Origin of the sequence: Xanthomonas sp. LMG 12462, assembly GCF_009192885.1 — a bacterium.
GTDB classification, from domain to species: domain Bacteria; phylum Pseudomonadota; class Gammaproteobacteria; order Xanthomonadales; family Xanthomonadaceae; genus Xanthomonas_A; species Xanthomonas_A sontii.
In genome coordinates this window covers 1-12,977 of record NZ_NMPP01000044.1, presented here as the reverse complement: position 1 = coordinate 12,977, position 12,977 = coordinate 1, and the positions used below count along the sequence as shown (strand labels likewise).

Here is a 12,977-nt window from a genome sequence, read left to right as displayed (position 1 = left end):
GTTGGCCGCCGCGCGGGGTCGCTCAACCCGCCAGCTTGCCGAAGATGCGGAAGCCGGCCAGCCACACGCCGAGCATGCTGCCCAGGTTGGTCAGCAGGAAGGTCAGCACCACCCGCGAGACGCGGTTGCGGTACCAGCCGCGCAGGTTCTGCGCATCGTCGCGCAGCGCCAGGAAATCGCCATAGGCCGGCTTGCGCATGTGCACTTCGACCAGTGCGCTGAACGCCCCGGCCGGCACGCCCGGGCGGAACGGCTTCAGCGGCGCGGCGATGGCGCCGGCGATCACGCTCAGCGGATGCCCGCCGGCCAGGATGCAGCCCAGCCCGGCCAGGCCGCCGGTGAACAGCACCCACTGCAGCAGCAGGTCGGTGCCCAGGGCGAAGCCGCCGTGCCAGTAGCCCCAGGCCACGCCGCCCAGCACCAGCGCGGTCAGGGTCAGGGTGATCCACGGCACCTTCTTCTTGGTCTGCACCTCTTCCAGCGCCTTGCGCAGCGTCGCCGGGTCGTCCTGGTCGCCCTGCAGGTGCCGCGCCAGGCCGGCCAGGTGGCCCGCGCCGACCACCGCCAGCACGTCGCGCACGCCGGCACCGGGGGCGCCATCCAGCGGTTCGGCATTGCCGGCCAGCGGCAGCGCGCGCTGTTGCGCCTGTTCCTCGCGCAGGCGCGTGGCCATGTAGCGGTCGCGCTCGGCGATGATGGTGTCGTACAGCGCCGGGCTCTCGCTGGCGAAATCGCCGAAGCTGGCTTCGAGCATGTCGCCCTGCTTGAGCTTCTCGATCTCCGCCTCGCCGACCTCGTCGGAGGCGAACAAGCCGCCGAGCAGGCCGCTGGCCAGCTTCAGCTTGCCGAAGAAGCCGAGCCGGCTGGAGGCGCGCTTGAAGGTCAGGCCGACTTCGCGATCGATCAGGTACACCGGCAACTGCCGTTCGCGCGCCAGCAGGACTGCGCGCTTGAGTTCGGCGCCGGGCTCGATGCCCAGTTGCTCGGCCAGGCGCCGCTGGTAGGCGGCCAGCGCCAGATTGGCGGCGAACAGGGCCACGCGGCCCTTGCGGATCACCTGCACCAGGTCCAGCTTGGTCAGCGCGTCCGGATCGGTCAGCGCCTGCAGGCGCTGCGGATCCAGTTCCACCGCCACCGCGTCGAAACGGCCGCTGCCGATCGCCCGTTCCACGGCAGCGACGCTGGCCAGGGACACGTGCGCGGTGCCGAGCAGGGTGTAGCGGATGCCGTCGCGTTCGACGATGCGGTACGGCTGGCCGTCGAACAGCGCATCGTCGCCGTCGGCCTGGGAAAGTTCGTTCATTCCATCACTCATCGGAGGGCGCCTCGGCAGCGCCGGGGCTCAGCGGGCATGGGGGTGTGAGGGCATCGGCCGCGATCGGCATGGGCGCCTGCGGCCGGGTCGCGCCGCGCCGCAGTCAACGGCGCTGCACTAGCAAAGACCCGGCACGGCGCTGCGGGTCAGTCGATGTAGCGCTTCAGCAGGTCGCCGTAGGCATCGATGCGGCGGTCGCGCAGGAACGGCCAGATCCGCCGCACGTGCTCGCTGCGCTGCAGGTCGACGTCGCAGACCAGCACGGTCGGCTCGCCACCGGCCTCGGCGATGAACTCGCCCTGCGGACCGAGCACGTGGCTGTTGCCCCAGAACTGGATGCCCGATGCACCCAGCGGCGACGGCTCGTGGCCGACCCGGTTGCAGCTCAACACCGGCACGCCGTTGGCCACCGCATGGCCGCGATGGCTGAGGATCCAGGCATCGCGCTGGCGTTCCTGCTCGGCCTGTTCGTCGCTGGGGTCCCAGCCGATCGCAGTCGGGTACAGCAGCAGTTCGGCGCCGGCCAGGGCCATCAGCCGCGCCGCTTCCGGATACCACTGGTCCCAGCACACCAGTACGCCGAGGCGGCCGACCGAGGTCTGGATCGGGGTGAAGCCCAGATCGCCCGGGGTGAAGTAGAACTTCTCGTAGAAGCCCGGATCGTCGGGGATGTGCATCTTGCGGTACTTACCGAGCAGGCTGCCGTCCTTTTCGAACACCACCGCGGTGTTGTGGTACAGGCCGGCGGCGCGGCGCTCGAACAGCGAGCCGACCAGGACCACGCCATGGCGCTTGGCCAGGGCGCCCAGGCGCTCGGTGCTGGGGCCGGGAATCGGCTCGGCCAGGTCGAATTCGTCCACCGATTCGTGCTGGCAGAAGTACGCGCCGTTGTGCAGTTCCTGCAGCAGCACCAGCTGCGCGCCCTGCGCGGCGGCCTCGGCCACACGCGATTCGATCGCTGCCAGGTTCGCCGCGGCGTCGCCGTGGTTGCGCTCCTGGATCAGCGCGACGGAAAGAGTGTTTCGGCTCATTGCGGAATCAAGGTTCGCGGTAAACCGGCATGGTAGCGCGGATGGCCGCGCGGCAGGTTCCGGGGAGATGAATCCCGCGCCACGCGTGGCGGCGGCGCGGGTGCTCGGTGCTGCGCCGGCGTGCGGCGCAGGCGCGGCGGTTCAGTCCGCCAGCAGTCCGGCCGGCAGCTGCATGGTGATGCAGTGCAGGCTGCCGTTCTGCCAGATCAGCGCGCGGCAGGGGATCGGCACGATCTCGTGCTGCGGGAAGGCCTGCGCCATCACCGCCTGCGCCTGCGTATCGGCCGCGTCGCCGTAGGCCGGCATCAGCACCGCGCCGTTGACGATCAGGAAGTTGGCGTAGGAGGCGGCCAGGCGCCGGCCCTCATCGATGACCGGCTGCGCCCACGGCAGCGGGAACAGCCGATAGGGCGCGCCCTCGGCGGTACGCAACGCGGCCAGTTCGGCGCCCATCGCCTGCAGCTCGGCGTAGTGCGAATCGCCGGCGTCGTCGCAGGCCTGGTAGACGATGGCGTCGGTCCCGGCGAAGCGGGCGAGGGTGTCGATGTGCGCGTCGGTGTCGTCGCCTTCCAGGTAGCCGTGGTCCAGCCACAGCACGCGCTGCTGCGCCAGCCAGTCGGCCAGGTCGTGGCTGAGCGATTCGCGGCTGCGCTGCGGGTGGCGCTCGTGCAGGCACTGCCAGGTGGTCAGCAGGGTGCCGGCGCCATCGCAGTCGATGGCGCCGCCTTCCAGGGCGAAGTCGATGCGGCGCACGTCGCTGTCGGCGAACAGGCCCTGCTCGGCCAGCACGCTCACCAACTGGTCGTCACGACTGGCCTGGAACTTGCCGCCCCAGCCGGTGAAGCGGAAGTCCAGCAGCTGGAAGCCGCCGCTGGCGCGCGCCAGGGTGATCGGGCCGGAATCGCGCAGCCAGGTGTCGTCGTACTCGGCCTCGACGAAGCGCACCCGCTGCATGTCCACCCGCGCCGAGCGTAGCCGCGCCTCGGCGTAGATCTGCAGATCGGCGTCGGCCACGCAGATCAGCACCCGCTGGAAGCGCACGATCGCCGCGACCAGGGCGATGTAGGTTTCCTCGACCTCGGCCAGGCGCTCGGCCCAGTCGGTGCCGGCATGCGGCCAGGCGATCAGGATGGCGGACTGGGGCTCCCATTCCGCGGGAAGGCGAAGACGATCAGTCATTGCGACCACTACTCAGGTTGTGCCCGGCATCGCGCCAGGGTGTGTGTCGTTCGTATCCCGCACCGGCGGGGCGCGGGAGCTTTGCGCCGCGCCGCGGCTGGGCGACCGCGACGCGGCAGTGCTGGGGTGCTCGGCCAGGCGCACGCGCGACCGGGCGCAGGGTCGGCGTCAGCGGATCGCGGGTTTCGGGCCGATCTCGTTGGCGTCGGCCTTGTTGGCGACCACGTCCACCACCTTCTGTTTCTCGAAGTACACGGTGAAGGCCGGATAGACCCAGCGGTTGATGGTCGGCCATTGCCGCTTCTGGCCGCCACGCGGCTCCAGCTTCTGCTGCGGTGCGCCGTAGCGCGCCTGCACCTGGGCCATGCTCAGGCCGCGGGTCGGCAGCGCCGCGGCGGGCTCTTCCTTGACCCGGTCGACCAGCAGGGTCTCGGCGTGGGCGCCGCCGGCCAGGCCCAACACGGCCAGCAGCGGCAGGACGGACAGACGATGCTTCATCACGTGTACTCCCCAGAGGACGAGCGCCGATTACAGCAAACTTCGATAACAAAAAACCGCCCGAAGGCGGCTTTCGTCGACGACCGGCCACCGCTGCGCGCGGCGCGGCAGGGCAGGCCGGGTCGGATCAGCGCTGACGCGCCTTGAAACGGGGGTTGGACTTGCAGATCACGAAGACCTTGCCGCGGCGGCGGACCACCTTGCAGTCGCGGTGACGGGCCTTCGCCGACTTCAGGGAGGACAGGACTTTCATGGCACACCTCGGCGTAAACTTGTGGATTCGAAGGAGGGCGGCACGGCCGAAACCATGGCGCGGGATCAGTAAGCCGGCGATTGTAGCCTGGTTTTCTTCATGGTTTCAACTGCTTGCGCCAGCCCGGCCGGCGTCGGCGCTACAATGCGCCGCCCCCCGTCCGAGGAACCGCATGAACGAGCCCGCTCCCGTCCTGACCATCGATGGCCCTTCCGGGGCCGGCAAAGGCACCGTCAGCCGCATCGTCGCCGCCCGCCTGGGCTGGCATTACCTGGATTCGGGTGCGCTGTACCGGGCGGTCGGGGTGGCGGCCAGCTGGGCCAATCTGGACATTTCCGACGCTGCCGCCTTGGTGCGCTGCACGTTCGACACCCGGGTGGATTTCGACGAGGTCGCCGATGGCGGCCTGCGGGTGCGGATCAACGGCGCCGATGCCACCGACGAGCTGCGCCTGGAGACCACCGGTGCGGTGGCCTCGGCGATTGCCGCCATCCCCGAGGTGCGTGCGGCGCTGAAACAGCGCCAGCGCGCCTTCCGCACCCCGCCGGGGCTGGTCGCCGACGGCCGCGACATGGGGACGGTGATTTTTCCGGACGCCCCGTACAAGGTGTTCCTGACCGCCAGCGCCGAGGAGCGCGCCCAGCGCCGGCATAAGCAGTTGAAGGAAAAAGGGGTTTCGGTTATATTCGACGACCTGCTGCGCGAGATCATGGCCCGCGACGCACGCGATGCGCAACGCGCGGTGGCCCCGCTGAGGCCGGCAGACGATGCCGTCCTCCTCGATACCACCGGCATGGACATCGACCAGGTGGTGGGCCGCGTCCTGCAGTTGCTGCCGGTCTGAGCGGCACGCAGGGCAGGGCAGCAGTTTGGTGGCGTCATGCACGCCACCGGTTCCTCGTTACACCCGCAACATCCATGTTCCACCGATAGCGTCAAAGGCTCCGCTGCGCAATTCCGCGCTGCGGTTTTTCCATTCCACACCCGGCCGCTGTTCGGGCCGACTAACAGGTGGACAGTCGCTGTTTTCCAGAAGAAAACGCCCTGTCCGTGTGTCCACTAGAGTAATTTCAAATGACCGAATCTTTTGCCGAACTGTTCGAAGCCAGCCAAGCCAACCTGGCCAAGCTGAAGCCCGGCGCCATCGTCACCGGTACCGTCGTGGAAGTCCGCGGCGACGTGGTGGTGATCAACGCCGGCCTGAAGTCCGAAGGCATCGTGCCGATCGAGCAGTTCCGTAACGACGCTGGCGAAATCGACGTCGCCGAAGGCGACCTGGTCAAGGTCGCTCTCGACTCGCTCGAGAACGGCTTCGGCGAGACCGTGCTGTCGCGCGAGAAGGCCAAGCGCGCCATGGTGTGGGACGAGCTGGAAGAAGCGTTGGAGAAGAACGAGACCATCACCGGCCGCATCAGCGGCAAGGTCAAGGGTGGTTTCACCGTGGACATCAAGGATGTCCGCGCGTTCCTGCCCGGTTCGCTGGTGGATGTGCGCCCGGTGCGCGACCCGGCCTACCTGGAAGGCAAGGAACTGGAGTTCAAGCTGATCAAGCTGGACCGCAAGCGCAACAACGTGGTGGTCTCGCGTCGTGCGGTGGTCGAGAGCGAGCACTCGGAAGAGCGCGAGCAGCTGATGGACAAGCTGCAGGAAGGCGCGATCCTGAAGGGCGTGGTCAAGAACCTGACCGACTACGGCGCGTTCGTGGACCTGGGCGGCATCGACGGCTTGCTGCACATCACCGACATGGCCTGGAAGCGCGTGCGCCATCCGTCCGAAGTGGTCAACGTCGGCGACGAGCTGGACGTGCGCGTGCTGAAGTTCGATCGCGAGCGTAACCGCGTCAGTCTCGGCCTGAAGCAGCTGGGCGAGGATCCGTGGGACAACATCGCGCGCCGTTACCCGGCCAACAGCCGCGTGTTCGGCAAGGTCTCCAACGTCACCGATTACGGCGCGTTCGTCGAGATCGAGCCGGGCGTGGAAGGCCTGGTGCACGTGTCCGAGATGGACTGGACCAACAAGAACGTCAACCCGTCCAAGGTCGTGCAGGTCGGCGACGAAGTCGAAGTGATGGTGCTGGACGTGGACGAAGAGCGTCGCCGCATCTCGCTGGGCATGAAGCAGGTCGCCGCCAATCCGTGGGAAACCTTCGCCGCCACCCACAAGAAGAACGACAAGGTGTCCGGCCAGATCAAGTCGATCACCGACTTCGGCATCTTCATCGGCCTGGACGGCGGCATCGACGGCCTGGTGCACCTGTCCGACATCAGCTGGAACACCACCGGCGAAGACATCGTGCGCAACTTCAAGAAGGGCGACACGCTGGAAGCCGTGGTGCTGGCGGTGGACCCGGAGCGCGAGCGCATCAGCCTGGGCGTCAAGCAGCTGGAGCAGGATCCGTTCGGCCAGTACATGGCCGCCAACCCGAAGGGCTCGAAGGTCGAGGGCGTGGTGCGTGAAGTGGACGCCAAGGGCGCCACCATCGACCTGGCCGACGGCATCGAAGGCTACGTCGCCGCGCGCGACATCGCCAACGAGCGCGTCGACGACGCCAGCCAGCACCTGAAGGTCGGCGACAAGATCGAAGCCAAGTTCGTGGGCATGGACCGCAAGGGCCGCACCCTGCAGCTGTCGATCAAGGCCAAGGACGATGCCGAAATGCGCGAAGTGCTGGAGGAATACCAGTCCGCGTCGGGCGGCACCACCCAGCTGGGCGCGCTGCTGCGTGCGCAGCTGAACGGCAACAAGTCCGAGTAATCCGCCACACGCAGCGTTACTGGCACGGCCCGGTGTTCCCGGGCCGTGCCAGGTTGCGACCCCACTGCACGCATCCGTAAATGACCAAATCCGAGCTGATCGAAATCCTGGCGCGCAAGCAGGCGCATCTGAAGTCGGACGACGTCGATCTGGCGGTGAAGTCGTTGTTGGAAATGATGGGCGGCGCCCTGTCCGGCGGCGATCGCATCGAGATCCGCGGCTTCGGCAGCTTTTCCCTGCATTACCGGCCGCCGCGCCTGGGACGCAATCCCAAGACCGGCGAGTCCGTCGCGCTTCCCGGCAAGCACGTGCCGCATTTCAAGCCCGGCAAGGAGCTGCGCGAGCGCGTGAGCGGCGTCGTCCCGGTCGAATCCGACACGCCCTGAGCCCGGCGTCCGGCGCTTGCCGGAATCCACGCCTGTTCGGCTAATCTAGTGTCTCCCGACGCTGGAGTTGCTCATGAAGATCGCACGACTGCTGATCCTGCTGGTGTTGCTGTTGGCCGGCCTGGTCATCGGGTCGCTCAATTCGCAGCCGATCCAGATCAACTTCGTGTTCTCCAGCATCGCCACCACCTCCGGCATCGCCATCATCGTCTCGCTGTTCGCCGGCGTGCTGATCGGCGCCTCGCTGGTGCTGGCGGCCCTGGTGATCCCCCTGTATGCCAAGCTGCGTCGCGCCAACAAGGCCGCGAACGCCGCGACCCCGGCCGTCGCGCCGGTTTCCCCCCATGCCCACCAGCCCTTGGACGGACGCTGATCTTCGATGGACTTTCTGACCGAGTGGTTCTGGTTCTTCCTGTTCCTGCCGCTGGCGGCCTTGAGCGGCTGGGTGATCGGCCGCCGTGGCGGCCAGCGCCATGGCGATACCCAGGTCAGCCGGCTGTCCAGCACCTATTTCCGCGGCCTCAACTACCTGCTCAACGAGCAGCCGGACAAGGCGATCGAGCTGTTCCTGCACATCGCCGAACTGGACAAGGAAACCTTCGAGACCCAGGTCGCGCTGGGCCACCTGTTCCGTCGCCGCGGTGAGGTCGACCGCGCCATCCGCCTGCACCAGGGCCTGGTCCAGCGCGGCGACCTGAGCGACGCGCAACGCGTGCAGGCCTTGCTGGCGTTGGGCGAGGACTACATGAAGTCGGGGCTGCTGGACCGCGCCGAAACCGTGTTCACCGAACTGGCGCAGATCGACCAGCGCGCGCCGCAAGCGCTCAAGCACCTGATCGGCATCTACCAGGCCGAACGCGACTGGGAAAAGGCCATCGACAACGCCACCCGCTACGAAGAGGTGACCGGCGAGCCGATGGGCAAGCTGATCGCCCAGTTCGAATGCGAACTGGCCGACCGCTACCGCGCCTCGGGCAAGAACGACCTGGCGCGGGAGGCGATCGCGCGCGCCTACCAGGCCGATGCCAAGTCGGTGCGTGCCGGCATCCTGGAAGGGCGCATCGATGTCGACGACGGCAACGACGAGGCCGCCATCCGCGCCTTCGAGCGCGCCGCGCGCCACGACCCGGACTACCTGCCGGAGATCATGCCGGCGCTGATGGAGTGCTACCGCCGCGGCAACGATCTCAGCGGCGCGCGCGCGTTCCTGTCGGAGATGACCGAGCACTACCGCGGCATCGCTCCGGTGCTGGCGCTGACCCGCCTGATGGAGTCGCAAGAAGGCATTTCCGCCGCGCGTTCCTACCTGGGCCGGCAGCTCAAGGACCGGCCGTCGGTGCGCGGCGAGTCCGCGCTGATCGACCTGACCCTGGCCGAGGGCGCCGATTCCACCGCGACCCTGCAGGATCTCAAGCACATCACCGACCAGCTGCTGGTGCGCAATCCCAGCTATCGCTGCACCCGCTGCGGCTTCGGCGCGCGCACCCACCACTGGCAATGCCCCAGCTGCAAGGAGTGGGGCACGGTCAAGCCGTTGCTCAACTACGCGGTGGTGTAGTGCCCATTGCAGGAGCCGCGCTGCTCTTGGCGCTCGGGGTGTTCAGCGCGGCCGGCACCTGGCTGTCGCGCCAGTACGCACTCAAACGCAAGTTGATGGACGCGCCCGGCGAGCGGCGCAGCCACACCGTGGCCACGCCGCGCGGCGGCGGCGTGGCGATCGTGGCGGCGGTGCTGCTGGCCTGCGGCTGGGCGGCCCTGCAATGGCCGCAGCACGGCGGGGGCATCGCCACCGTCGCCGCCGGCCTGGTGCTGGTCGCCGGCGTCGGCTGGTGGGACGACCACCGTTCGCTGTCGGCAGCGCTGCGATTGCTGGTGCATGCGGTCGCCGCGACCCTGCTGGCTGCACTTGTCTACAAGGCGAGCCAGCCGCTGTGGATGGTCACGCTGGTGTGGTTGGCGACGGTTTCGCTAATCAATATCTGGAATTTCATGGACGGCATCAATGGCCTGGCCAGCAGCCAGGCGATGCTCGCCGCCCTGGGATTCGCCTGCCTGCTGCCGGCGCCGCTGCGCTGGCCGTGCTGGGTGCTGCTGGTGGCCTGCGCGGGATTTTTGCCGTTCAACTACCCCCGGGCGCGCATTTTCCTCGGCGATGTCGGCAGTGGCGCGCTTGGCTATCTGATCGCCGCGCTGTTCGCCTGGTGCCTCGTCGCCGGCGGCCAGGCGCCCTGGCTGCCGGCATTGCCGCTGTCGGCCTTTGCCATCGACGCAGGCTTCACGCTCGTCTCGCGCATGCTCGCCGGCGAACGCTGGTGGCAACCGCACGCGCAACATTTTTACCAGCGTTGGGTACACACCGGCAGTAGCCATACTGTCGTCACGCTCGCCTACGGTCTGTTCAGCATTGTCGCGATTACAATTGCGCGGCTGGGCAGGCCCCTGGATGCGGGCACGCAGGCCGGTCTGACGATCGCCTGGTTCTGTTCGGCAGGTGTGCTTTGGCTGGCCTTGCGCAACCGGATGCGCCGAACTCTCACGGATCACTGATGCTTTCCACGCGCGACCGAGTTACCGAGCTGTTTCCCAAGGCCTCCGTGGTTGTCCACGATCTGGCCATCGTCTGGGTCTGTTGGCAATTGCTGCACGCGGCGCGTTACACCATGCTCCCCGGCGAGCACCCGCTGCCGTTGTGGAACCTCAACACCGCCATCGTGCTGGTTGCGCAGGGGCTGGTGTTCTGGAAGGTCGGCCTGTACCGCGGCCTGTGGCGCTTTGCCAGCGTCCCGGACCTGCTCAATATCTTCAAGGCCAGCTTCTACGGCCTGGTGGCGATCGTGCTGGGGCTGGCCTACAGCCGCTTCGACGCGATCCCGCTCTCTGTGCTGATGGTGTATCCGTTCGCGTTGTCCGCGCTGCTGGGCGCGCCGCGCCTGCTGTACCGCGCCTGGAAGGATTATCAGATCGCGCACTCGGACGATACCGCGCGGCGGGTGTTGATCGTCGGCGCGGGCCGTGCGGCCGAGGCCCTGGTACGCGACCTGCGCCGTTCCGGCGCCTATCATCCGGTCGGCTTCGTCGACGACGCCGGCCATCTGCACGGCGCCAAGCTGCAGGGCCTGCCGATCCTCGGCCGCATCGACGAAGCCGGCGCGATCGCCAAGGAAACCGCCGCCAAGCTGCTGGTGATCGCGATTCCGTCGCTGGACGCGGCCGGCATGCAGCGCGTCGTGGCGATCTGCGAAAGCACCGGCCTGCCGTTCCGCACCGTGCCGCGCCTGCTCGACGTGCTCGAAGGTCATTACCTGCCGGGCGAGCTCAAGGAGGTCGCGATCGAGGACCTGCTCGGGCGCAAGCCGGTGACCCCGGACTGGAAGCTGATCAAGGGTTGGTTGTCCGGGCGGACCGTGCTGGTCACCGGCGCCGGCGGTTCGATCGGCTCGGAACTGTGCCGGCAGTGCGCGCGTCACGGCGCGCGCAAGATCGTGCTGCTGGAGATCAACGAACTGGCGCTGATCACCATCCACGCCGACCTGCACCGCACGTTCCCCGATCTGGAGATCGACTGCGTGCTCGGCGATTGCGGCGATCCGGCGGTGATCCGTCACGCCATGCAGGTGGCCGAGCCGGACGCGGTGTTCCATGCCGCCGCCTACAAGCAGGTGCCGCTGCTGGAGCGGCAGTGCCGCGAGGCGGTGCGCAACAACGTGCTGGCCACCGAGAACGTGGCGCGCGCCTGTGTCGCGGCCAAGGTCTCGACCTTCGTGTTCATTTCCACCGACAAGGCGGTCAATCCGGTCAATCTGCTCGGTGCGTCCAAGCGCTACGCCGAAATGGTGTGCCAGTCGCTGGACGACCAGGCGGTGAGCACGCGCTTCGTCACCGTGCGCTTCGGCAACGTGCTGGACTCGGCCGGCAGCGTGGTGCCGCTGTTCCGCGAGCAGATCCGCCAGGGCGGCCCGGTGACGGTCACCGATCCGCAGGTGACGCGCTACTTCATGACCATTCCCGAAGCCAGCCAGCTGATCGTGCAGGCGGCGGCCTCGGCGTCGCATGGCGCCATCTATACGCTGGACATGGGCGAGCCGGTGCCGATCCGCCTGCTGGCCGAGCAGATGATCCGCCTGGCGGGCAAGCAGCCCGGGCGCGACATCGCCATCGTCTATACCGGCCTGCGTCCGGGCGAGAAGCTGCACGAGACGCTGTTCTACGCCGACGAGAACTACCGGCCCACCTCGCACCCGAAGATCCTCGAGGCCGGCGTGCGCAGCTTCTCGCGCGAGGACGTGCTGCGCGGCGTGCAGCAGTTGCGCGCCGCCGTGGCCGATTACGACAGCGACACCATCGAGAAGGTGTTGCGCATGACCATGCCGGAGTTCGCGCCCTTGCGTCAGCAAGACGGTCACGACGGCTCCGCTACCATCGTTCCATTCCCCGCACGCGAGGCCAGAAGGCTCTGATGAGCAAGAGAATCCGCAAGGCAGTATTCCCGGTGGCAGGTTTGGGTACCCGCTTCCTTCCCGCCACCAAGACCGTTCCCAAGGAAATGCTGCCGATCATCGATCGGCCGCTGATCCAGTACGCCGTGGACGAGGCGATCGAAGCAGGGTGCGACACCCTGATCTTCGTCACCAACCGCTACAAGCACGCGGTCGCGGATTATTTCGACAAGGCCTACGAACTGGAGCAGAAGCTGGAGCGTGCCGGCAAGCACGAGCAGCTGGAAATGATCCGTCACGTGCTGCCGGACGGCGTGCGCGCGGTCTTCGTGACCCAGGCCGAAGCGCTGGGCCTGGGCCACGCCGTGCTGTGCGCCAAGTCGGTCATCGGCGACGAGCCGTTCGCGGTGCTGCTGCCGGACGACCTGATCTGGAACCGTGGCGACGGCGCGCTGAAGCAGATGGCCGATCTCAACGAACGCAGCGGCGCCAGCGTGATCGCGGTGGAAGACGTGCCGCACGAGAATACCGCCAGCTACGGCATCGTGGCTACCGAGGCCTTCGACGGCCGCAAGGGCCGCATCGCGCAGATCGTCGAGAAGCCCAAGCCGGAAGACGCGCCGAGCGATCTTGCGGTGGTCGGGCGCTACGTGCTCAGCTCGAAGATCTTCGAACTGCTGGAAAGCACCGGCACCGGTGCGGGCGGCGAGATTCAGCTGACCGACGCCATCGCCGCGCTGCTGAAGAGCGAGGAAGTGGACGCCTACCGTTTCGAGGGCACCCGTTTCGACTGCGGGACCCACCTGGGCCTGGTCGAGGCGACTATCCGGTTTGCGCTGGAGAACAAGAAGCTGGCCAAGCCGGCGCGCGCGAAGCTCACGCAGATGCTCGCGGAGGAATGAGCCTGGTGCTGCGCGCCGCTGCAGAGCGGTGCGCTGGCTGAGTGCCGATCCAGGAGCGTCTGGCGGCTGATTCGATCCGGATAAGCCGAATCGGATGACAAACGGAAAAGGCAGCCGCGAGGCTGCCTTTTCCGTTTGTGCGCTGGTCTGTACAACACGCGCTTGGTGCCGGACCCTCACCCCAACCCCTCTCCCGGAGGGGGAGGGGCGTTTGCGTGGGGGG

Annotated in this window: 13 protein-coding genes; 8 read left to right on the top strand and 5 right to left on the bottom strand. The window is 67.7% G+C overall.

The annotated features are described in order from the left end of the window. Window positions 1–22 precede the first annotated feature (22 nt). The 5 genes from CEK69_RS11725 to ykgO form a co-directional block, all read right to left on the bottom strand. Window positions 23–1,303, bottom strand: a complete 1,281-nt coding sequence (locus CEK69_RS11725) for a TraB/GumN family protein (protein WP_191091331.1) — start codon at window positions 1,301–1,303, stop codon at window positions 23–25. Window positions 1,304–1,461: 158 nt separating this feature from the next. Further along, the gene (locus CEK69_RS11720) at window positions 1,462–2,346 is read right to left on the bottom strand and encodes a carbon-nitrogen hydrolase (protein WP_152245731.1); all 885 of its coding nucleotides are present in this window, start codon (window positions 2,344–2,346) and stop codon (window positions 1,462–1,464) included. A gap of 141 nt (window positions 2,347–2,487) precedes the next feature. Then, window positions 2,488–3,525: an agmatine deiminase family protein gene (locus tag CEK69_RS11715; protein WP_152245729.1), complete on the bottom strand. Its 1,038-nt coding sequence runs from the start codon at window positions 3,523–3,525 to the stop codon at window positions 2,488–2,490. 168 nt (window positions 3,526–3,693) lie between these two features. Next, window positions 3,694–4,023 (bottom strand): hypothetical protein, encoded by a 330-nt coding sequence (locus CEK69_RS11710; RefSeq protein WP_017913727.1) that lies wholly within the window; start codon window positions 4,021–4,023, stop codon window positions 3,694–3,696. Window positions 4,024–4,150: 127 nt separating this feature from the next. Further along, entirely contained in the window at window positions 4,151–4,276 is a 126-nt protein-coding gene (ykgO, locus tag CEK69_RS11705) for a type B 50S ribosomal protein L36 (RefSeq protein ID WP_010342887.1), read from the bottom strand. A 172-nt stretch (window positions 4,277–4,448) separates the two neighbouring features. On the opposite strand from ykgO, the gene cmk reads away from it, so the two are divergent. The 8 genes from cmk to galU all read left to right on the top strand — a co-directional run bounded on the left by cmk (window position 4,449) and on the right by galU (window position 12,754). Continuing rightward, window positions 4,449–5,120 carry a (d)CMP kinase gene (gene cmk, locus CEK69_RS11700; RefSeq protein WP_017910699.1) on the top strand — a complete coding sequence of 224 codons (672 nt, stop codon included), beginning with the start codon at window positions 4,449–4,451 and terminating at the stop codon, window positions 5,118–5,120. 230 nt (window positions 5,121–5,350) lie between these two features. Continuing rightward, on the top strand, window positions 5,351–7,030 hold the full coding sequence (gene rpsA / locus CEK69_RS11695; RefSeq protein ID WP_010342889.1) for a 30S ribosomal protein S1: 1,680 nt from the start codon (window positions 5,351–5,353) through the stop codon (window positions 7,028–7,030). A gap of 80 nt (window positions 7,031–7,110) precedes the next feature. Next, window positions 7,111–7,416, top strand: coding sequence for an integration host factor subunit beta (locus CEK69_RS11690; protein WP_010342890.1), 306 nt, complete (start codon window positions 7,111–7,113; stop codon window positions 7,414–7,416). A 73-nt stretch (window positions 7,417–7,489) separates the two neighbouring features. Continuing rightward, a complete protein-coding gene (locus tag CEK69_RS11685) occupies window positions 7,490–7,789 on the top strand; it encodes a LapA family protein (RefSeq protein ID WP_017913729.1) in 300 nt (99 codons plus the stop codon). A gap of 6 nt (window positions 7,790–7,795) precedes the next feature. Further along, complete coding sequence (gene lapB, locus CEK69_RS11680) at window positions 7,796–8,974, top strand: lipopolysaccharide assembly protein LapB (protein WP_017910701.1); 1,179 nt, start codon at window positions 7,796–7,798, stop codon at window positions 8,972–8,974. After that, a complete protein-coding gene (locus CEK69_RS11675) occupies window positions 8,974–9,963 on the top strand; it encodes a glycosyltransferase family 4 protein (RefSeq protein ID WP_152245727.1) in 990 nt (329 codons plus the stop codon). Before lapB ends, CEK69_RS11675 begins: the two co-directional genes overlap by 1 nt. Further along, on the top strand, window positions 9,963–11,873 hold the full coding sequence (locus CEK69_RS11670) for a nucleoside-diphosphate sugar epimerase/dehydratase (protein WP_043091222.1): 1,911 nt from the start codon (window positions 9,963–9,965) through the stop codon (window positions 11,871–11,873). Before CEK69_RS11675 ends, CEK69_RS11670 begins: the two co-directional genes overlap by 1 nt. Further along, window positions 11,873–12,754 (top strand): UTP--glucose-1-phosphate uridylyltransferase GalU, encoded by an 882-nt coding sequence (gene galU, locus CEK69_RS11665; RefSeq protein ID WP_026144715.1) that lies wholly within the window; start codon window positions 11,873–11,875, stop codon window positions 12,752–12,754. Before CEK69_RS11670 ends, galU begins: the two co-directional genes overlap by 1 nt. Window positions 12,755–12,977: the final 223 nt, after the last annotated feature.

What these genes read in the sequence shown, in the direction of transcription:
- lapB (WP_017910701.1), top strand. Translation starts at nt 7,796, where the DNA reads ATGGACTTTCTGACCGAGTGGTTCTGGTTCTTCCTGTTCCTGCCGCTG.
- CEK69_RS11670 (WP_043091222.1), top strand. Translation starts at nt 9,963, where the DNA reads ATGCTTTCCACGCGCGACCGAGTTACCGAGCTGTTTCCCAAGGCCTCC.
- CEK69_RS11715 (WP_152245729.1), bottom strand. Translation starts at nt 3,525, where the DNA reads ATGACTGATCGTCTTCGCCTTCCCGCGGAATGGGAGCCCCAGTCCGCC.
- CEK69_RS11720 (WP_152245731.1), bottom strand. Translation starts at nt 2,346, where the DNA reads ATGAGCCGAAACACTCTTTCCGTCGCGCTGATCCAGGAGCGCAACCAC.
- CEK69_RS11690 (WP_010342890.1), top strand. Translation starts at nt 7,111, where the DNA reads ATGACCAAATCCGAGCTGATCGAAATCCTGGCGCGCAAGCAGGCGCAT.
- rpsA (WP_010342889.1), top strand. Translation starts at nt 5,351, where the DNA reads ATGACCGAATCTTTTGCCGAACTGTTCGAAGCCAGCCAAGCCAACCTG.
- galU (WP_026144715.1), top strand. Translation starts at nt 11,873, where the DNA reads ATGAGCAAGAGAATCCGCAAGGCAGTATTCCCGGTGGCAGGTTTGGGT.
- CEK69_RS11710 (WP_017913727.1), bottom strand. Translation starts at nt 4,023, where the DNA reads ATGAAGCATCGTCTGTCCGTCCTGCCGCTGCTGGCCGTGTTGGGCCTG.
- CEK69_RS11685 (WP_017913729.1), top strand. Translation starts at nt 7,490, where the DNA reads ATGAAGATCGCACGACTGCTGATCCTGCTGGTGTTGCTGTTGGCCGGC.
- ykgO (WP_010342887.1), bottom strand. Translation starts at nt 4,276, where the DNA reads ATGAAAGTCCTGTCCTCCCTGAAGTCGGCGAAGGCCCGTCACCGCGAC.
- CEK69_RS11725 (WP_191091331.1), bottom strand. Translation starts at nt 1,303, where the DNA reads ATGAACGAACTTTCCCAGGCCGACGGCGACGATGCGCTGTTCGACGGC.
- cmk (WP_017910699.1), top strand. Translation starts at nt 4,449, where the DNA reads ATGAACGAGCCCGCTCCCGTCCTGACCATCGATGGCCCTTCCGGGGCC.